Origin of the sequence: Diplocloster hominis (assembly GCF_032380655.1) — a bacterium.
In the GTDB taxonomy this organism is placed as follows: domain Bacteria; phylum Bacillota; class Clostridia; order Lachnospirales; family Lachnospiraceae; genus Diplocloster; species Diplocloster hominis.
Map to the genome: position 1 here is coordinate 1 of NZ_JAWDIY010000030.1, position 18,828 is coordinate 18,828.

Genomic DNA, 18,828 nt, shown 5'->3' on the forward strand with positions numbered 1-18,828 from the left:
AACCTCGCAGGGCCTGGAACACTGTCCGAGCCGTCCTTTGGCGAGTTTGTTCCGGGCCCTGCCAATAAGAGGTTCTCCCGCCTTCGGAGTTAGCCATTCTTAGGTCCGGCCGAAGTGATATGGCCCCACGGGATTCGCCGCCCGGTTCCAAAGGCCGGACCGCCTCCCTCCCTTCCCGGACCTTTGTCCACAAAATCCCCATTTACCAAAGATAGGCCGTGAATAGTAACACTCCCATTTAAAAATTTTTGGAATAAAGATTGACAAGATTCTTAAAGAGGAATACTATTATATTAATAATGTGCTCGAGCACAAATGGCTATTCAAAAAAATAACAGGAGCAAAGGAGAGTATAACATGAATCATTTACCAGTTGTAAAAGCAGGAATCGTAGCAGTATCCAGAAACTGTTTTCCCATGTCACTGTCTGAGAACAGACGGAAAGCGGTTGTGAAGGCCTACCAGGAAAAATATGGTGAGATCTATGAATGCCCGACCTGCATCGAGACCGAAGTCCATATGAGAAAGGCGCTGGCCCAGGTTAAGGAGGCAGGGTGTAACGCATTGATTGTCTATCTTGGCAATTTTGGGCCTGAGTCGGCGGAAACCTTGCTGGGGAAGGAGTTCGGCGGGCCGGTTATGTACATAGCGGCGGCGGAAGAGACCGGCGATAACCTGGTGGGGGGCCGCGGAGACGCCTACTGTGGGATGCTGAATGCCAGTTATAATCTGGATCTGCGGAATATAAGAGCTTATATTCCGGAAAATCCGGTTGGGGATGCGCAGGAATGTGCGGACCGGATCGCCGAATTCCTGCCGATTGCCAGAACGATAATCGGGCTGCGGAATCTCAAAGTGATTGGTTTTGGACCCAGGCCACAGGATTTTCTTGCTTGTAACGCTCCGATCAAACAGCTTTATAACCTGGGCGTTGAGATTGAGGAGAATTCGGAGCTGGATCTTTTTGAGGCTTATCATAATCACGCCGGCGATCCCAGAATACCGTCTGTGGTGGAGGAAATGGAGGCAGAGCTGGGAGCGGGAAATAAAAAGCCGGAGATTTTGGCCAGGCTGGCCCAGTATGAGGTTACTTTGCTGGACTGGGTGGAGGAGCACAAAGGGTCCAGGGATTATGTGGTGATCGCCGGAAAATGCTGGCCGGCTTTTCAGACACAGTTCGGATTCGTTCCCTGTTATGTAAATGGACGCCTGACTGCCAAGGGAATTCCGGTGTCCTGCGAAGTGGATATCTACGGAGCTTTGAGCGAATTCATCGGAATGTGTATCAGTGAAGATACTGTGACACTGCTGGATATCAATAATACGGTTCCAAAAGATATGTATGAGGAAGAAATCGCCGGCAAGTATTCTTATGGCCTCAGCGACACTTTTATGGGATTCCACTGCGGAAACACGGCTGTGGGAAAACTGAGCTTCTGCGAAATGAAATATCAGATGATCATGGCCCGCACTCTGCCTGAGGAAGTGACCCAGGGAACTCTGGAGGGGGATCTGGTTCCGGGGGAAATCACCTTCTACCGCCTGCAGAGTACCGCGGATGCAAAATTGAAGGCATATGTGGCTGAGGGCGAGATTCTGCCGGTAGCGACCAGATCTTTCGGCGGCATCGGGGTGTTCGCTATTCCGGATATGGGAAGATTTTACCGTCATGTGCTGGTGGAGAAACACTATCCGCATCATGGAGCGGTAGCTTTTGGACATTTCGGTAAAACCCTGTTTGAGGTATTCAAATATCTGGGAGTGGATGATATCGGGTTTAATCAGCCGAAGGAGATGAGATATCCTTCGGAAAATCCATTTGCATAGCAGAATTTAACGGAGACGGGATGATGTCGGTGACAATCAAACAGATCGCGGAAAAAGCGGGTGTGTCCAGAGGAACTGTGGACCGGGTCATTAACAACCGGGGCCATGTCAAACCTGAGATAGCAGAACGCATACAAAAGATAGCAGAAGAAATGGGGTACCGGCCGAATGCGGCTGGTAAAGCCCTGGCGGCACGAAAAAAGAATTTTATCATCGGTGTGATTCTGTGTGCCAGAGGGAATGAGTTTTTCGACGATATCTTAAAAGGGATCAAAGGGGCAAAGCAGGAGGCTTCCGAATTCGGCATTCAGGTAGTGGTGATGACCATGAAGGGATATCAGGTGGAAGAACAGCTTCGGCTCATGGATAAGCTGGAAGCGCAGATTCATTTTCTCATCCTGAATCCGATCAATGACGAGAGGATAGCAGGGAAAATCAACGATCTTTCTGATAAAAACATACCGGTGATCACCGTGAACACGGATATCGAGGGCAGCCAAAGACTCTGTTACGTGGGCTGCGACTATCTGAAAAGTGGACGAACGGCATGTGGTATCCTGGGGATCGCGACAGACGGCAAAGGCCAGGTGGGGATCGCGACCGGCTCCGTGAAAATCCTGGGTCATAACCAACGGGTCAGGGGCTTTTACGAGACTCAAAAGAAGAGATTTCCTGAACTGCGGATTCTGGATATCATTGAGACGGAGGATGACAAAGAGACCGGCTATGCCCAAACGCTTGCCATGCTGGAACGGCATCCCTCTATGAATGCGGTATATATAGCAGCGGCAGCGGCTGATGGCGTGTGCCGCGCGGTAGCCGATTGGCAGAGCTGGAATCAGGAAGTGTCCCACCCGGTAAAAATAGTCGGCAGTGACCTGACACCGGCCATATCGAAACTGCTGAAGGAAGAAAGAATTCTGGGTACCATCTGCCAGCAGCCATGGACTCAGGGGTATCAGTCCGTTACCCTGGCCGTTCATTATCTGGTCAATGGCCAGAAACCGGACAGAGAATATTTCTATATGAAAAATGAAATAAAAATACCGGAGAATCTCTAACGGGAGCAAATAAAATTGTTTGCCAAAAAGGGCTTTGTGGATTTTTCACCCCGGATTCTATGGCGCAGTACCGCGCCGTAAAAGGAAATCATATTAGTATTTGTACGCCTGCCAACTGCAGGATAAACGAAAGGAGGATATTATGCTCTATATAGGTATTGATCTGGGAACCTCGGCGGTTAAATTACTGCTCATGGATGCCCAGGGAAGCATCCAAAAGATCGTGTCCCGTGAATATCCCTTATACTTCCCGCACCCGGGGTGGTCGGAACAGAACCCGGAAGACTGGTACGAGCAGACCATAGAAGGGATACAGGAATTGCTTGCGGGCACGGACAAAGATCAGGTGGCCGGCATAAGCTTTGGCGGCCAGATGCATGGTTTGGTTATTCTGGATGAAAAAGACCGGGTGATCCGCCCGGCTATTCTGTGGAACGACGGCCGGTCTATCAAGGAATGCGAATATCTGAACGGTGTAATCGGCATGAACAAACTGACGGACTATACCGCCAACATCGCGTTTGCCGGTTTTACCGCCCCCAAACTTCTGTGGGTAAAAGAAAATGAACCGGACAATTTCAGGAAAATCAGTAAAATTATGCTTCCAAAAGACTATCTGGCTTACCGCCTGACCGGTGTATTCTGCACGGACGTATCCGATGCCTCCGGCATGCTGCTCTTTGATGTCAAAAACCGCTGCTGGTCCGGAGAAATGGAAGAAATATGCGGAATACGGGAAGAGCAGCTGGCCCGTGTATACGAGAGTTATGAAAGTGTCGGTACGGTAACAAACGAAGTCGCTGATACGCTGGGCCTGCCCCGGTCGGTTATCGTAGCCGCGGGAGCAGGAGACAATGCTGCCGCAGCAGTGGGGACAGGAACCGTAGGCGACGGCATGTGCAATATATCTCTGGGAACTTCCGGAACCATTTTTATTTCCAGTAAAAACTTCGGGGTGGATGCCCACAACGGCCTTCATTCCTTCGCACATGCCGATGGGCATTACCACCTCATGGGCTGTATGCTCAGCGCCGCATCCTGCAATAAATGGTGGATGGATGACATACTGCAGGCGGGAGATTACCAGGCGGAACAGGATAAAATACCTGCGCTTGGCCATAATCACGTGTTTTTCCTGCCATACCTGATGGGGGAGCGTTCCCCGCATAACGATCCCAATGCCAGAGGAACCTTCATTGGAATGACGATGGACACCACCCGGTCCGATATGACGCAGGCAGTCCTGGAGGGGGTAGCCTTCGCTCTGCGCGATTCCCTGGAAATCGCCAAAGACCTGGGTATCCGCATAGAACGCACCAAGATCTGCGGCGGCGGTGCCAGGAGCCCGCTATGGCGGCAGATGATCGCGGATATCCTCAACCTGAAAGTAGACTTGATCGAGGTGGAAGAGGGGCCTGCTTATGGCGGAGCCATATTAGCGGCAGTAGCCAACAAAGAATTCAAATCCGTGGAGGAGGCTGCCCAAAAACTGATCCGCGTCACTGCTACGATAGAACCGGACCCTGAAACGGTAGAGCTCTATGAAGAGCGCTACCAAAAATTCCGCAGGATATACCCTGGACTTAAGGAGATTTTTAAAGAGATAGTGATTTAGCCCGTCTCCGGGGGGACAGGAACCGAGCCTTTGAAACGGGAACCTTCATGTGTTCCTGTTTCGAAGGCTTTTGCCGGCGGACGTGAAATCCACCGGGTATCCTGCGCTCAATTTCTGATTTCACTAGACAGAGGAGACACAGCCCCCGGTAATTGTTTTTCGCTAATTTATTCTCCCTTTTTACCTTATCTTTTCTACAAATGGATAACCTTGCCTTTTCTGCAAAGGAAAAACCGCTTGTCAATTTTACTTCCTGTGTGTATAATAAAAATAATTGGAAATTAAAGTCATAGTCGTTTCTGACATGAATCCCAGCATGTAAACCAAAACGGTAATACAGAACAGAATAAATAAAGGAGAATAGCATGAATCGGGAAAAATACGAATCGTTATCACTGGCAGCGCTGAAAGACATCGCGAAGGCCCGCGGCATGAAGGGGACCTCCGGGATGCGTAAAGGCGACCTGATCCAACTGATGCTTGCAGAGGATCAGAAGGCAGAGGGGGAGTCGGCCAAGGCGGCCGAACAGGATGAGGCCAGGCCGGAAAAGGAAGAACTGAAACAGGATAAAGAAGAAAAACGGGTGGAAAAGCCGCTGAACGGGACGAGGAAGAGAGCCGCCAGCCAGCAGCGACCGAGATATAAAAACCAGACCAGGGAAGAGGTGAGATCCCAAACTTCGTCCAGAGAAGAGACAGGAAATCAGGCCTCGACCAGGGAAAAGACAGGAAATCAGGCCTCGACCAGGGAAGAGACGAGAAATCAGGCTTCGACCAGGGAAGAGACGAGAAATCAGGCTTCGACCAGGGAAGAGACGAGAAATCAGGCCTCGACCAGGGAAGAGACGAGAAATCAGGCCTCGACCAAAGCAGAAGAACGAAATCAGACTCCGTCCCGGGAGGAGACAAGGAATCAGGCGCAGAGCCGGGAAGAATCAAGGAGTCAGGCGCAGTACAGAGAAGATTCAAGAAACCAGGCACAGGCAAGGGATGATATCAGAATCCAGCCGCAGTCTGATTCCAGGGAAGATAAGAGGCAGGAAAACCGGGATGAAAGGCAGGATGGCGAGGGCAGAGCAAATGTCCCGGATATGGAACAGCTGGACAGTGGTGTGACAGCCAATGGAATACTGGAGGTACTGCCGGATGGTTATGGATTTATCCGGTGTGCCAATTATCTTCCAGGCGAAAATGATGTCTATGTATCTCCATCTCAGATCCGCAGATTTAATCTGAAAACCGGTGATATCTTGTGCGGAAATACCAGAATTAAAACTCAGCAGGAAAAGTTCAGTGCGTTACTTTATTTAAAGAGTATCAATGGCTTTCATCCCTCAGAGGCGAACCGCAGATTTAATTTTGAAGACATGACGCCTATCTTCCCCAATAAAAGACTGCGTCTCGAACGATCACAGTCCAGCATTGCCATGCGTATCGTGGATGTCATTTCCCCCATCGGAAAAGGGCAGCGCGGTATGATCGTCTCTCCTCCGAAAGCAGGTAAGACGACCCTGTTAAAGGATGTGGCCAAGTCGATTATCACCAATAACCCGGAAATGCATCTGATTATTCTGCTGATCGATGAACGGCCGGAGGAGGTCACAGATATCAAGGAGGCGATCGAGGGACAGAACGTGGAAGTGATCTACTCCACATTTGATGAGCTCCCGGAACATCACAAACGGGTGTCGGAGATGGTGATCGAGCGGGCGAAGCGTCTGGTGGAACACAGGAAGGACGTGGTGATCCTGCTGGACAGCATAACGAGACTGGCCAGAGCCTATAACCTGACGGTGCCGCCCAGTGGAAGAACGCTTTCCGGAGGTCTGGACCCGGCGGCCTTACACATGCCAAAACGTTTTTTTGGAGCTGCGAGAAACATGCGGGAGGGGGGAAGCCTCACGATTCTGGCTACCGCTCTTGTGGATACGGGAAGTAAGATGGATGATGTGGTATATGAGGAGTTCAAAGGAACCGGTAATATGGAGCTGGTTCTGGACAGAAAGCTTCAGGAAAAACGGATTTTCCCGGCCATCGATATTCAGAAGTCCAGCACCAGAAGAGAGGATCTGCTTTTGACCAGGGAAGAGCAGGAGGCGGTCTATCTGATGCGAAAGGCGTTAAACGGCCTGCGTACCGACGAGGCGGTGGAAAATATCCTGAATATGTTTGTGCGGACCAAGAACAATATGGAGTTTGTACAGATGGTCAAAAAAACAAAATTTATTTAAGAAAAACTTGCAATCAGCTCGTGGGTATGATACAATATGAAAGCTGTTTATTAGTAACGTATGTAAGATCCCCAAGGGGACAGAAAGTAGATATAGAGAGGTGAAAACAATGAGAGAAGGAATTCATCCGACATACCATCAGGCTACGGTAACCTGCAACTGCGGAAATACTTTTGTAACCGGATCCACTAAGAACGAAATCCACGTGGAAGTTTGTTCCAAATGTCATCCGTTCTACACCGGACAGCAGAAAGCAGCATCCGCTCGCGGACGTATCGATAAGTTCAACCGTAAGTATGGCATGAACGAAAACAAATAAGGCAGATAGAGAAGGTTGAGGTTATATAATCTCAACCTCATTTTTTAAGAAAATGAAAGGGAGTTTCTCAGGGAACTCTTTTTTCCGTAATTAAGTATGGCGCAGTCATGAGCCATTGGAGGTAAACATATGAAATCTTCAGGAATCGGCGGGCAGGCAGTGATCGAGGGTATCATGATGAAGCATGGGGATGAATACTCTGTTGCCGTGAGAAAGCCCGATGGGGAGATAGAATTACAGATTAGTAATTATGAAGGGGTATTAAAGAACTCAGGGATTAAGAAATGGCCGTTTGTCAGAGGGATATTTGCATTTATCGATTCTCTGGTGCTGGGAATGAAGACGCTGACCTTTTCGGCCAGTTTCTATGAAGAAGAGGAAGAAACCCAGGCATCCAAGGCAGACCAGGTCATGGAGAAGCTGTTCAAAGATAAAGCGGAGAAGGTAGTCATGGGATTGGCTATCGTCCTGTCGGTGGTACTGGCGATCGGGATTTTTATGGTACTGCCGCTTTTGATTGCCAACTATTTTAAGAAGTACATCATTTCCTATACAGTGCTTGCGATTATAGAAGGGGCTATCCGTATTATCCTGTTCATATCCTATGTCGCGCTGATTTCCTGCATGAAGGATATTAAGCGGGTCTATATGTATCACGGGGCCGAACATAAATGCATCAACTGTGTGGAGCATGGAAAAGAACTGACCGTGGAGAACGTGCGCAGCAGTTCGAAACAGCATAAGCGCTGCGGCACCAGTTTTCTTTTGATGGTTGTTATTATCAGTGTGTTTTTCTTCATGTTTATCCGGGTGGAATCGCCGGTACTGCGCTTGCTCAGCAGAGTCCTGCTGGTGCCGCTGATCGCCGGAGTGGCATACGAATTCATCCGTCTGGCCGGCAATACGGACAATAAACTGGTCGGGATCTTAAGTAAGCCAGGGCTTTGGATGCAGGGGCTGACGACTAAGGAACCGGATGACAGCATGATCGAGGTGGCGATTACCGCTGTGGAGGCTGTTTTTGACTGGAAAGCATATCTGACCGAAGAATTCGGTGCAGAACAGTTGGGAGATAAGCATGACGTTTCAGGAAGCAAAAATATACGGAGAAAAGAAGCTGGCACAGTCACAGATTGAGGAATACCGGTTTGACGCATGGTATTTGCTGAATTATGCTTCCGGACTCACGAATGCGCAGTATCTGCTGCACCAGCGGGAACCCATGGACGTAGGTATGTGGGAGAATTATGACCGGCTTCTGGATGCGCGCTGTTCGCACATCCCGCTTCAGCATCTGACCGGGGAGCAGGAATTCTACGGCCTGCCGTTTCAGGTGGACCGCCGGGTGCTGATTCCCAGACAGGATACGGAAGTTCTGGTGGAGGAAGCGAAGCGAAGGCTGGTACCTGGCATGAGGGTACTGGATCTGTGTACGGGTTCCGGATGTATTTTATTAAGTTTATTATATGGAAGAAATGATATACCCGGCATCGGTACGGATATATCCGCGGAAGCGCTGGAAGTCGCCAAAACGAATTCCGAACGGCTTGGTGTGGATGTATGTTGGCAGCAGGGAGATCTCTTTGAACAGGTTGAGGGGCAATTCGATCTGATTGTCTCGAATCCTCCTTACATCCCTACGGAGGTAATTGACGGTCTGATGCCGGAGGTCAGGGATTATGAGCCCTTATCTGCTCTGGATGGCGGAACGGATGGATTGGATTTCTACCGGAGGATCGGGGCTGAAGCGGGGAGTTATCTCACTCCGGGTGGATGGCTGTATCTGGAAATCGGATATGATCAGGGCGGGGCGGTGTCTTCGCTGCTGAAAGAGCATAATTATGAAGAAGTCCGGGTGATCAAGGACCTGGCAGGTATGGACCGCGTAGTGTGCGGGAGATTAAAGGAGGAATTGTAGATGTTTGACAAACTGGAAGACTTATTGATACGGTTTGAAGAAATCATGAGCGAACTGAATGAGCCTTCGGTAGTCAATGATCAGAATCGTTTCAGGACGCTGATGAAAGAGCAGAACGATTTGGCGCCGATTGTAGATGCCTATAAGGAATATAAGAACTGTAAGCAGAATATCGAGGACAGCCTCGCCATGCTGGAGGAGGAATCCGACGAGGAGATGCGGGAGCTGGCGAAGGAAGAGTTAAATGAATCCAAGGACCGGATGGCGCAGTTAGAGCACCAGTTAAAGATTCTGCTGCTGCCCAAAGACCCCAATGATGAAAAGAATGTAATCGTGGAGATCAGAGCCGGTGCCGGTGGAGACGAAGCGGCTTTATTTGCGGCGGAGATATACCGGATGTATGTCCGGTTCGCAGAGCGGAACCGCTGGAAGACAGAAATGATCAGTGTGAACGAGAATGGAATCGGCGGCTTCAAGGAAGTCATTTTTATGATTACCGGACAGGGAGCGTATTCCAAATTAAAATACGAGAGCGGTGTGCACCGGGTACAGCGGGTACCGGAGACCGAATCCGGCGGCCGCATCCATACTTCGACCATTACCGTTGCGATCATGCCGGAAGCGGAGGAAGTGGACGTGGATCTGGACATGAATGACTGTAAATTCGATGTGTTCCGGGCATCCGGAAACGGCGGCCAGTGCGTCAACACCACGGACTCTGCCGTGCGTCTGACCCATATCCCCACAGGGATCGTGATATCCTGTCAGGATGAAAAGTCCCAGCTGAAAAATAAAGACAAAGCCCTGAAGGTGCTCCGGTCCAGACTATACGAACTGGAGCTGGCGAAAAAACATGACGCCGAGGCGGAGGCCAGAAGAAGCCAGGTGGGAACCGGGGACCGTTCCGAGAAGATCAGAACCTATAATTTTCCCCAGGGCCGTGTGACGGACCATCGGATCAAGCTGACCTTACACAAGCTGGATTCTGTGCTGGACGGGGATCTATACGAGGTCATCGACAGCCTGATCGCAGCAGACCAGGCGGCGAAGCTGAGTAATCTGCAGGAGGCCTCCTGAACGTAGACGTATTGAAGAAAAGTGTTCTGTTGTTTTTTGGTTTTTATAACTGAACCCTATAATTATCAAGATGAGCTGTGAAAAACAGTCTAAATACGAAGAGGACTTTCGCCTCAAGGGTGATAAGGCGGTAAGCCCTCTTCTTATTTAGACTGTTTTCCACAGCACCTTTTGATTGCTTAAAAGCAGTGGCAGTATTTCTTGATATATCTTTATCTTACTTATTATCCTGCTTATTAACTTACCTGGTTTAAAAAAACATACACTGCCAATATATTATGTATACTCTCTACTTTCCCAACTCTTTGCGCAAAACTTTCTGCAGCTCCAAAACCCACTTGATGGCTGTTCTGTTCGGGTGTGGCATACTGACCACAAGTGTTTTCTTCCCTGCCCCCGCATTTTCTGTCCAATAATACCATAAGTTTGGCTCTGCCTCATCCGCTCTCTTTTCCGGACTGTACCAATTGCTTTTTGGTTCTTTTAGCAGAATATCATGCACGAAGTCAGATACCAGATTCCATCCACCTGTTATTATGAGATCCGGCTTATATAATCTAATCTGCCTTGCCAGAAAAATACGATCAACTTTTGCAATTCTCTTTACCTCACTTTTGTCAGCATTATTCCCGCCTGCGTATTTCTTAATATTCATAACAGCAAAATTATGTACGGCATCATCCAGAACTGCTCTTGGAACATATTCTATGAACTCATCCTGAAATATAACATTCATCCATCTAGCAACATTATTCCAAGTTTTATAATAAGTCCGGCTTCCCCCACAGAATAAAAAGTCCGAAAGACTTGTAGCCAACCCATTTGTCTCTTTTAAAATAACAAGGATACGTTTTCCGTCAGGCATGGTGAAATATCGACCATAATCAACTACACCATCCGGATTAAATTTATCATACTCAGGGTGTATATTCTGCCACCATTGCCGCCATTCCTCCATCAAAGCCTTTTCGTCCCGATACACAGTGAAGGCTTCCTTCCATTGCTCCAATGAAAAAATATAATAGACCGTATCATCAACCGAATCTGTTTCTAACCAAAATGATTCTATATCCTTCCACGCTTTAGCAGGAATTCTATCTTTTACAATGATAACAATATCACCACAGGCTGCTAAGACAGCTTCATACTGATATGTCACATCATAGACCATACCGCTGATAGCAAACTTTTTTTTTACAAATTCCATTTCATCTGGCTGCACTCCGAGTGTCAGCACCTTATTATTTCCATTTATCATACTATTTTCCTCATATCTCTCTGACATTTCAGCAATTGCATCATTTAGAGAATACCACTTTCAGGAAAATACCGCCACAAGACCTAATGGAACTAAATAAAAAAAAGAACAGGATGGGTGAACTAAAAAACAAAAATGTAGAAAAAGGTTGAAAAATCTGTGAAATGAAAAGAGAGCATTTACTTTTATAGAAGAACATGATTATAATAGTTGTTAAGGCTGTTATGCAGCAGACAGCAAAAAGGATGTTCAGGACCGTGCACGCGGGTTATGCTGAGGAAAGGAATGGATATGTATGCCGAAGGAAACGATAGAGAAAACAAAGCTGGACGATGATGCTTTGTTATATCAGAAGCGGGATGAAAAGAAAGACAGGGAAAAATTCAAGGAGCTGGACGGGAAGGGTAAATTACAGTTTTTCAGGGATTACTATCTGGTCAAAGTGGTTATTGTGGTGATCGTGGCAGCTCTTCTCGGCTCGGTGATTTATACGATGGTGAAGCCGAAACCGGAAGCGGCCCTTAATGTCGCAGTGGTCAATGATCAGTGGGAGGAACAGGCCAGGGAAGATTTTAAGACTAACCTGCAGGACTATCTGGGGCTGGATGCCAGTAAGAATACTATAGAGGTCATGGATGCGCTGTGGCTTAACGATGACGGATCCGATATGGCGACCCGGACGAAGCTGATGGTCAATATCTCCGCCGGAATGGTTGATGTGATGATCGCGGACCGGGAGCAGTTTTTAAGCTATGCGCAGCAGGGACTGTTCGTGGATCTGACGGAGAAGCTGCCTGCGGAACTGTATCAGAAACTGAATGGACAGATACTGACCAGCGGTGTGATAGAGGAAGAGGGCCAGGAACCAACAGGAGAGTACAGCGTCGGTATTTCGCTGGAGAACAGCCAGCTCTATGGCTCTTTGACTAAACAGGCGGAACCGATGTATATTGGAATCACGACCAGCACGAAGAATATGGAAGATGCCGTAAAGATGATACAGTATCTCTTCCAGTAATGCCAGAATATTTTGATCCGCTGCAGGGACTGTTGTAAAAGGAAATTTGCCGGAGGCAGCCTTTTATAGCGGCCCTTTTGCTGTGTCTATGAGGGAGAAGATGGAAGAACATAAGATGGAGAATGAGAAGAAAACACAGATACTGGGCCATACACTGGCCTGTCTCACGATTATTGTATGGGGAAGTACCTTTATTGCTTCCAAAATTATGCTGGACTACTTTACGCCGGCCCAGATTATGATTATGCGTTTCGGGATGGCTTATGTCGTTCTGGCGCTGTTAAGCAGAAAATTTGAGAAACCAAAAAGTCTGAAAGACGAACTGGGAATTGCCGGTCTGGCAGTGATGGGAAGCACGCTTTATTTTTTGTGCGAAAATGTGGCCCTGACTTACACGCTCACATCCAATGTCAGTATCATTCTGGCTGCGGCTCCTATTTTCACAGCTGTACTGGCCCACATTATGACCAAAGACGAAAAGCTTAAGAAGTCCACCTGGGGCGGGGCGTTAATCGCATTAGCCGGAGTAATGCTGGTGGTGTTTAACGGAACCTTTGTGTTAAAATTGAATCCACTGGGCGATCTGCTGACTGTACTGGCAGCTCTGTGCTGGGCAGTCTATTCCGTGAATCTGAAATCATATGTGAACCGTTATGATAATCTGGTGCTGACCAGAAAAATCATGCTGTATGGGTTCCTGACCACACTGCCGGTGGTAATCGGCCAGGGCGGTGAATTCAACCTGCCTGCGCTGGCCCGCCCGGATGTGCTGGTGAGCCTTCTGTTCCTGGGTTTGCTGGGCAGCGCGGCAGGTTATGTGACATGGAATGTGGCGGTGAAGTCGATTGGAATCATTAAGACGAATAATTATATCTATCTGAATCCATTTGTAACGATGGTGGCGGCCTGGTTAATTCTGGGAGAAAAGGTTTCCTACATGGGATTCGCCGGAGCCGTTCTGATCATCGGCGGAGTGTTTCTTGCGGACCGTTAGGTAGGTAGGTATCAGCATGATTTCATGAGCCCACAGCGGCAGGGATGCCAGGCACAGAAGGCGGCCCCATTCCCCATGGGAGAGTTTCGCAGTGCCGAACATGGTCACCAGGGAGGGAATCTCAGTGACGGAGAACTGCAGCAGGAAACCGAGGACAAAGGAAAGGATCATCAGTTTGTTGTTGAACAGTCCGATTTTGAATACGGATTCCTCCACATTGCGCATTCCGATCGCATGGAAGAGCTGGGAAAGGCCCAGCACGGTAAATGCATAGGTCTGTGCTCTGGCCAGCAGTTCCGGGACAGCCAGAACTGTCATGATATTCGTCATGGTAAATTCCGCATGGTTGGCCTGGAGATAAGCATAGGGAATCGTCATAAAGGCAACCAGGCTGATCAGGGCTATCAGTGTGCCGTAAAACAGGGTGCAGAACAGTCCGCCGTGGGCGAAGAGGTTTTCCTTCGGATTCCGGGGCGGCCGTGACATCAGCAGTTTTTTATCGTTTTCGTCCACACCGAGAGCCAGAGCGGGCAGAGAATCTGTAATCAGATTGATCCACAGGATATGGCTGGCTTTCAGCGGACTGGGCAGACCGATCAGAATGGATAAAAACATCGTAATGATCTCTCCGAAATTAGAGGAGAGCAAAAATAGTATGGATTTTTTTATATTTTCATAAATCCCCCGGCCTTCGGAGATAGCCTTTTCAATCGTGGCGAAATTATCGTCCGTCAGGATCAGGTCGGAGGCGTTCTTGGCCACGTCTGTGCCGTTCATTCCCATGGCGATTCCGATATCCGCTGTCTTCAGAGAGGGGGCGTCGTTTACGCCGTCTCCCGTCATTGCCACGATATTGCCAAGTGACTTAAAAGCTTTGACAATCCGCACTTTATGTTCCGAGGAGACTCTGGCAAAGACGGTAATATTCTTAATCTTAGAAGGCAGCTCCGCTTCCGGAATCTTATCCAGCTCGGCGCCTTCCATGCACTGTTTGGGGTGATCGGCGATTCCGATATCCCTGGCGATGGCATAGGCGGTGTTGACATGGTCACCGGTGATCATTACCGTGCGCACCGAGGCGTTTCGGAACTGCTGTACCGCAGCGTAGACTTCAGGCCGCACCGGGTCAATCATACCGACCAGACCGACAAAGGTCATGCCCTTTTCCACAAGAGACGTGCTGTCCCGGCGCATGGCCAGAGCCAGGACACGCAGGGCATCCGCGGACATGTGATTCATGGCGGAAAGAATTTCTTTCCGGTGCCCGGCCGTCATGGGCACTGATTTTCCGTGCAGAAGAATATGAGTACAGCGCTCCAGAATTACATCCCCGGCCCCTTTGGTAAAGGAGATGGTGGTGCCGGAGCTGCGGTGCATGGTTGTCATCATTTTTCGGGCGGAATCAAAGGGAAGTTCATTCATCCGCGGCATCCGATGCTCCAACACGGGTTTCGCTTTATGACATTTGATTCCCAGCTCGACCAGGGCCAGCTCGGTAGGATCTCCGATCCGATGGGAATCTTCCAGTGTGGCATCGCTGCAGAGAACCAGACCTTCCACCAGATAACGGTATTTCTCGTCATCTAATTCTTCAACAGTATGAAATTCCAGATTTACAAAGCTTCGGACCACTGTCATTTTATTCTGAGTCAGAGTACCGGTCTTGTCCGAGCAGACGATACTCACTGCCCCAAGGGTTTCCACCGAAGGGAGCCGCCGGACGATCGTATGTACCTTTACCATACGTGACACACTCAGAGCCAGTACGATGGTGACAATGGCCGGGAGTCCCTCCGGAACTGCCGCTACCGCAAGAGAGATCGCCGTAAGCAGCATATCGAAGATGTTCCGGTGCTGCAGTACAGCGATACCGAATAATGCCACACACAAAAACACCGCGACGATACTGAGCAGCTTACCCAGATCAGCCAGCCGTTTTTGCAGCGGGGTTGGTTCATTATGGGTCCGGGAGATCATACCTGCGATCCGGCCGATCTCTGTATGCATTCCGGTTGCGGTGACTAAGCCGCTGCCTCTTCCATATACAATATTGGTAGACATATAGGCCATATTCCTGCGGTCGCCCAGAGGAAGTTCTTTGGCAGCCAGAAAGCCGGAATCTTTCTCTATGGGATGGGATTCACCAGTGAGAGCGGATTCCTCGATCTTCAGGCTGGCGGAGGAAATGAGACGCAGATCCGCGGGAATCTGCCGTCCGGCTTCCAGTATTACCAGGTCACCTGGTACCAGTTCCTCGGATGGGATCTCATAGGTCTGTCCTTCTCTTTTTACCAGAGCGGTCGGGCTTGTCAGCTTTTTCAGCGCATCCAGCGCCTTTTGCGCTTTTCCCTCCTGGATGACCCCGACAATGGAGTTCAGCAGGATAACAGCCATAATAATCGTAGTGTCTCCGAATTCCCGGAGCAGCATGGAGACTGCCGCCGCAACAAAGAGAACGAAAATCAAAGGTTCGTTCAGCTGCTCCAGAAACATCTGGACAGAGGATTTCGGCTTTTCCTCCGCTAATGCATTTTTCCCATATTCCTGTAGTCTGGCCGCCGCCTCCACTTCTGTCAGCCCGGCGGAGGTATTGGCTCTGAGATCTTTTGTAAGTTCCTGTATTGGTTTCCTTTCGAACATCAGTCCACACTCCTTTTCCTTATGCACTAATGTATGCGGACAGGTTGTGGAATATGTCCGTGAATAGTTACCAGGAACCTGGTTGCGGAATATATCCAAGAATCCCTATTGAAAATGTTCCCTCAAGGAAGTATAATTTTTACATACCATGTGAAGGAGACCGGCTATGGGAGATACGAAAGTGTTGTGCTTTGCCAATAATAAAGGCGGAAGCGGGAAGTCCACCACCTGTTCGAATGTAGGGTTCGGACTTACGAAACTGGGATTTAAGGTGCTGCTGGTGGATGGGGATATGCAGATGAACCTGACGCTTTCCTTTTTTACGGAGGAGGAGGCTTTGGGGTTCGCCAGTGGGAACCAGAATCTGTATCACGCGATTCGGAACCAGAATGATCTGGAGAACTATGTGCAGCATACCCGCTATGAAGGACTGGATCTGATCCCTTCTTCCACATTGATGAGCGGGATCGAGTACGAGTTGTTTACAAAGTGGCAGAGAGAATATATATTGAAAAAGTGTCTGCGGTCAATACTGGAATCGGGTAAATATGATTATATTCTCATAGATGCGCCGCCGACTCTGGGCGGATGGGTTATGAATATCCTGGCTGCTTCGCATTTTTTGATCATACCGGTGGAGGCCAGCCCCTGGGGGTTATTCGGACTGGCTAACATGTTTGAGTTTTTAAGTGAGGTGAAGGAGATCACTCCGGATCTGAAACTGATGGGAATTGCGGTAACAAAGGTGGATACCAGAAAGAACTATTTTAAGCAGACGTTGGAAACACTGCAGGAAATGGATGATGTCCACTTATTTGATACATATATCCGGGTGGACAGCTCGATCGAATGGGCGCAGGACAACAGCCAGCCCGTGATCTCTTTTAAGCAGAGCAGCAGAAGTGCGCAGGAGTATATGGAACTAACAAAGGAGGTAGTAAAAATTGCCAGTAGGTAAAGGAAGTATTCAAAGGGCGAATCAGATCGCAAAAGAACAGGATCTGACCACGGAAGAAAAGGTGGTCGAAAAGGCAGAAGGCGCTGACACGGAAGTAACCAATTCGGAGGGGATCAAAACAGAAACTGCCGCTGCGGATAAAAAAGAAGGAACAGCAGCAAAAACCGTGGCAAAGACAGCGGAAACAGCTGCGAAAGCGGCGGCCAAAACGGCGGAAACAGCTGCGAAAACTGCAGCTAAACCGGCAGCGAAGAAGCCTGTGGCGAAAAAGCCTGCTGCGAAAAAAACGACGGCAAAAAAACCGGCCGCAGCAAAGGAAAAAGTTGAAACCGCAGCCACTGAGCCGGTAGAGAAGAAGTCCGATAATATTCATGAGAAAAAATTTGAAGTTATCTCAAATCTCAGATGTGATTTGCCGACCTATCTTCTTTAATAATCATAGGATAGAGCATAAAAAACTGTGTTGCGGAGACGTGATACAGTTTTTTTGTAGAATATTTTATTTATTATAGTCACTTACGATATGTTAACCAGGGAATGTTTATTGCATTGCAGAAATGAGAACTGATATGATATAATGTCGACAGACATTATATCTGCGCCGGAGCGCTTTCCTTAGCGCGGAGTGTGCACCCCCCGGAGGGGGCATGATTGTGTGCAATCATGATATAATGAGATCTTAATCATAGATTGCTGCGGATCTATACCGCAAGTTTTTTTCTACCAGTCACTTCGGTGACATTCTGAGGTGCTTAGCGCACCATTTTGGCCGCCTCGGCTACAAACTCAGTAGTTACTGTCAATGAAAAGCAAGGAAGGATTGGAGAGATGCCTATGAATGACCATTGAAGAAACAGATCATTTCTATTATAATAGATAGGAGAAAAACATATGAAAAGGAAGCTGTTGCAGTGGCATCCGGCATTTCAGGCAGCCCTGCAGATCGAGCTGATGGAAGCAGGGGACTGTCTGCAATTCCAACGGGAATACAATCTTACAGAAAAACACCTCCAAATAGACACCTTGATTATCAAAAAGGAACCGGGGCGCAGGATCAAAAAAAGTATCGGCCGGATTTTCCGTCAATACAACATTGTAGAATATAAGAGCCCGGAAGATTATATCAGTATCAATGATTTTTTCAAGGTTCAAGGTTACACCTGCATTTATCAGGCAAATACCCAGAGAGAATTAGAAATTCCGCCGCAAGAGATAACAGTAACCATTGTAGGATACCATTATCCCAAAAATCTGTTTCTGTTTCTAAAAGAACAATATCGTGCCGAAATTATTGAGACATATCCAGGTATTTATTATATTACCGGCCTTTTATTCCCGCTTCAGGTTTTGGTGATACATAAACTGTCTAAGAAAGAAAACGTCTGGCTTAGCCGACTGCATAGTGAACTGCAGTTACATGAAGATATTGAGCCGCTGGCAAGAGCCTATAAAGGGATGGAAAAGAACCCGCTGTACGCAGCCGCTATGGATCTGATCGTGCGGGCGAACTGGAAGAAATATCAGGAGGGAAAAGAAATGTGTGAAGCACTGCGCGAATTATTTGCGGATGAATTAGCCGAGAGAGAAAATCGGGGAATTGGAAAAGGAATAGAACAAGGAATAGAACAAGGAATAGAACAGGGAATAGGACAAGGCAAGGCAGACGATATTCTGGAATTATTGACTGAATTGGGGACAGTTCCAGAACGGCTGCGCAAAATAATTACTGGTCAAACCAATTGCAGTATCTTAACCCAATGGCTGAAACTTGCTGCAAGAGCGACAAGTATAGAGGAATTTTCCGCACATATTACACAAGTCAAGTAATGAGTGGCACATTTTAATATTTGTGGATTTCTGTTGTTTTTTGTGGAATTAATCTTGATAAATCGGACAAGGAATGTTATAATAT

Annotated in this window: 15 protein-coding genes; 13 read left to right on the forward strand and 2 right to left on the reverse strand. The window is 48.2% G+C overall.

Annotation, left to right across the window (positions count from 1 at the left end):
• Window positions 1–357 precede the first annotated feature (357 nt).
• From ABC831_RS20775 to prfA, 8 genes are all read left to right on the forward strand, one after another.
• The gene (locus tag ABC831_RS20775; protein WP_343249983.1) at window positions 358–1,827 is read left to right on the forward strand and encodes an L-fucose/L-arabinose isomerase family protein; all 1,470 of its coding nucleotides are present in this window, start codon (window positions 358–360) and stop codon (window positions 1,825–1,827) included.
• A 20-nt stretch (window positions 1,828–1,847) separates the two neighbouring features.
• Window positions 1,848–2,888, forward strand: coding sequence for a LacI family DNA-binding transcriptional regulator (locus ABC831_RS20780; protein WP_343249984.1), 1,041 nt, complete (start codon window positions 1,848–1,850; stop codon window positions 2,886–2,888).
• Window positions 2,889–3,030: 142 nt separating this feature from the next.
• A complete protein-coding gene (xylB, locus tag ABC831_RS20785; protein WP_343249985.1) occupies window positions 3,031–4,503 on the forward strand; it encodes a xylulokinase in 1,473 nt (490 codons plus the stop codon).
• A 365-nt stretch (window positions 4,504–4,868) separates the two neighbouring features.
• Window positions 4,869–6,734 (forward strand): transcription termination factor Rho, encoded by a 1,866-nt coding sequence (gene rho, locus ABC831_RS20790; protein ID WP_343249986.1) that lies wholly within the window; start codon window positions 4,869–4,871, stop codon window positions 6,732–6,734.
• A gap of 109 nt (window positions 6,735–6,843) precedes the next feature.
• Window positions 6,844–7,053: a 50S ribosomal protein L31 gene (rpmE, locus tag ABC831_RS20795; protein ID WP_158345848.1), complete on the forward strand. Its 210-nt coding sequence runs from the start codon at window positions 6,844–6,846 to the stop codon at window positions 7,051–7,053.
• 129 nt (window positions 7,054–7,182) lie between these two features.
• Entirely contained in the window at window positions 7,183–8,190 is a 1,008-nt protein-coding gene (locus ABC831_RS20800; RefSeq protein ID WP_343249987.1) for a DUF1385 domain-containing protein, read from the forward strand.
• Window positions 8,132–8,971, forward strand: coding sequence for a peptide chain release factor N(5)-glutamine methyltransferase (prmC, locus tag ABC831_RS20805; protein ID WP_343249988.1), 840 nt, complete (start codon window positions 8,132–8,134; stop codon window positions 8,969–8,971). Before ABC831_RS20800 ends, prmC begins: the two co-directional genes overlap by 59 nt.
• Window positions 8,972–10,048 (forward strand): peptide chain release factor 1, encoded by a 1,077-nt coding sequence (gene prfA, locus ABC831_RS20810; RefSeq protein ID WP_343249989.1) that lies wholly within the window; start codon window positions 8,972–8,974, stop codon window positions 10,046–10,048.
• Between the two features lie 289 nt (window positions 10,049–10,337).
• On the opposite strand, the gene ABC831_RS20815 is transcribed toward prfA, so the two are convergent.
• Window positions 10,338–11,306, reverse strand: coding sequence for a hypothetical protein (locus ABC831_RS20815; RefSeq protein ID WP_343249990.1), 969 nt, complete (start codon window positions 11,304–11,306; stop codon window positions 10,338–10,340).
• A gap of 295 nt (window positions 11,307–11,601) precedes the next feature.
• On the opposite strand from ABC831_RS20815, the gene ABC831_RS20820 reads away from it, so the two are divergent.
• Both ABC831_RS20820 and ABC831_RS20825 read left to right on the forward strand, forming a co-directional pair.
• A complete protein-coding gene (locus ABC831_RS20820; protein WP_343249991.1) occupies window positions 11,602–12,324 on the forward strand; it encodes a hypothetical protein in 723 nt (240 codons plus the stop codon).
• 88 nt (window positions 12,325–12,412) lie between these two features.
• Window positions 12,413–13,318, forward strand: coding sequence for a DMT family transporter (locus tag ABC831_RS20825; protein WP_343249992.1), 906 nt, complete (start codon window positions 12,413–12,415; stop codon window positions 13,316–13,318).
• Here ABC831_RS20825 and ABC831_RS20830 read toward each other — a convergent pair.
• Entirely contained in the window at window positions 13,235–15,958 is a 2,724-nt protein-coding gene (locus ABC831_RS20830) for a cation-translocating P-type ATPase (protein WP_343249993.1), read from the reverse strand. The two genes, ABC831_RS20825 and ABC831_RS20830, sit on opposite strands and share 84 nt — an antisense overlap.
• 166 nt (window positions 15,959–16,124) lie before the next feature.
• Here ABC831_RS20830 and ABC831_RS20835 point away from each other — a divergent pair, with 166 nt between their 5' ends.
• The 3 genes from ABC831_RS20835 to ABC831_RS20845 all read left to right on the forward strand — a co-directional run bounded on the left by ABC831_RS20835 (window position 16,125) and on the right by ABC831_RS20845 (window position 18,743).
• Window positions 16,125–16,916, forward strand: a complete 792-nt coding sequence (locus ABC831_RS20835; RefSeq protein ID WP_343249994.1) for a ParA family protein — start codon at window positions 16,125–16,127, stop codon at window positions 16,914–16,916.
• Window positions 16,903–17,349 carry a hypothetical protein gene (locus ABC831_RS20840; protein WP_343249995.1) on the forward strand — a complete coding sequence of 149 codons (447 nt, stop codon included), beginning with the start codon at window positions 16,903–16,905 and terminating at the stop codon, window positions 17,347–17,349. Before ABC831_RS20835 ends, ABC831_RS20840 begins: the two co-directional genes overlap by 14 nt.
• Window positions 17,350–17,807: 458 nt before the next feature.
• Window positions 17,808–18,743, forward strand: coding sequence for a 3-isopropylmalate dehydrogenase (locus ABC831_RS20845; RefSeq protein WP_343249996.1), 936 nt, complete (start codon window positions 17,808–17,810; stop codon window positions 18,741–18,743).
• The last annotated feature ends 85 nt before the right edge of the window (window positions 18,744–18,828 follow it).

Bases quoted from the DNA above. Each gene is read 5' to 3' on its own strand.
- ABC831_RS20835 (WP_343249994.1), top strand. From the start codon at position 16,125: ATGGGAGATACGAAAGTGTTGTGCTTTGCCAATAATAAAGGCGGAAGC.
- prmC (WP_343249988.1), top strand. From the start codon at position 8,132: ATGACGTTTCAGGAAGCAAAAATATACGGAGAAAAGAAGCTGGCACAG.
- prfA (WP_343249989.1), top strand. From the start codon at position 8,972: ATGTTTGACAAACTGGAAGACTTATTGATACGGTTTGAAGAAATCATG.
- ABC831_RS20815 (WP_343249990.1), bottom strand. From the start codon at position 11,306: ATGATAAATGGAAATAATAAGGTGCTGACACTCGGAGTGCAGCCAGAT.
- ABC831_RS20775 (WP_343249983.1), top strand. From the start codon at position 358: ATGAATCATTTACCAGTTGTAAAAGCAGGAATCGTAGCAGTATCCAGA.
- ABC831_RS20800 (WP_343249987.1), top strand. From the start codon at position 7,183: ATGAAATCTTCAGGAATCGGCGGGCAGGCAGTGATCGAGGGTATCATG.
- ABC831_RS20825 (WP_343249992.1), top strand. From the start codon at position 12,413: ATGAGGGAGAAGATGGAAGAACATAAGATGGAGAATGAGAAGAAAACA.
- ABC831_RS20830 (WP_343249993.1), bottom strand. From the start codon at position 15,958: ATGTTCGAAAGGAAACCAATACAGGAACTTACAAAAGATCTCAGAGCC.
- rpmE (WP_158345848.1), top strand. From the start codon at position 6,844: ATGAGAGAAGGAATTCATCCGACATACCATCAGGCTACGGTAACCTGC.
- xylB (WP_343249985.1), top strand. From the start codon at position 3,031: ATGCTCTATATAGGTATTGATCTGGGAACCTCGGCGGTTAAATTACTG.
- rho (WP_343249986.1), top strand. From the start codon at position 4,869: ATGAATCGGGAAAAATACGAATCGTTATCACTGGCAGCGCTGAAAGAC.
- ABC831_RS20845 (WP_343249996.1), top strand. From the start codon at position 17,808: ATGAAAAGGAAGCTGTTGCAGTGGCATCCGGCATTTCAGGCAGCCCTG.
- ABC831_RS20820 (WP_343249991.1), top strand. From the start codon at position 11,602: ATGCCGAAGGAAACGATAGAGAAAACAAAGCTGGACGATGATGCTTTG.
- ABC831_RS20780 (WP_343249984.1), top strand. From the start codon at position 1,848: ATGATGTCGGTGACAATCAAACAGATCGCGGAAAAAGCGGGTGTGTCC.